Here is a 599-nt window from a genome sequence, read left to right on the forward strand (position 1 = left end):
CCATGAACAAGGCGCTGGCCCAGGCTAAACAGGTCAAAGACATCACCCTGCGCCAGGGCAGCCGCAACAGTTACCCGATCTACGACACCAAGGGCCAGAAAATCACCGGCTGGCGTGAACGCGCCGAACTGCGCCTGGAAAGCTCGGACTTCGCCGCCCTGTCGAAACTGACCGGCGAACTGCTCACCGACCTGAAAATGGGCGGCATGGACTTCGCCATCGCCACGCCGACGCGCAAGGCCAGTGAAGACGCACTGCTGAAAGAAGCCGTGACCGCCTTCAAGGCTCGCGCGCAATTGGCAACGGATGCGTTGGGTGGCAAAAGCTACAAAATCGTTAACCTGAACCTGAACAGCAACGGTTACCCACAACCGTACATGCGCGGGCCGATGATGATGAAAGCCGCCGCGATGGATGCAGCGCCGGTGACTCCTGATGTTGAGGCGGGGACGAGTCAGGTCAGCATGACGGCGGATGGGGCGATTGAAGTGTTGATGCCTTGATTCGATAACCCCGTACACAAAAACGGCGATCACTGGAGTGATCGCCGTTTTTTGTTGCCCACCCAAAACTGCGCCCCTGTAGGAGCGGCCGAAGAC

1 protein-coding gene is annotated in these 599 nt (G+C 59.1%); it reads left to right on the plus strand.

Going from position 1 to position 599, the window contains the following annotated elements:
* Positions 1-503, plus strand: a 503-nt coding sequence (locus AC1DRJ_RS31650; protein WP_477805565.1) for an SIMPL domain-containing protein, incomplete at its 5' end; no start/stop codon positions are given.
* Positions 504-599: the final 96 nt, after the last annotated feature.

The organism is Pseudomonas sp. P5_B2, from assembly GCF_056400445.1.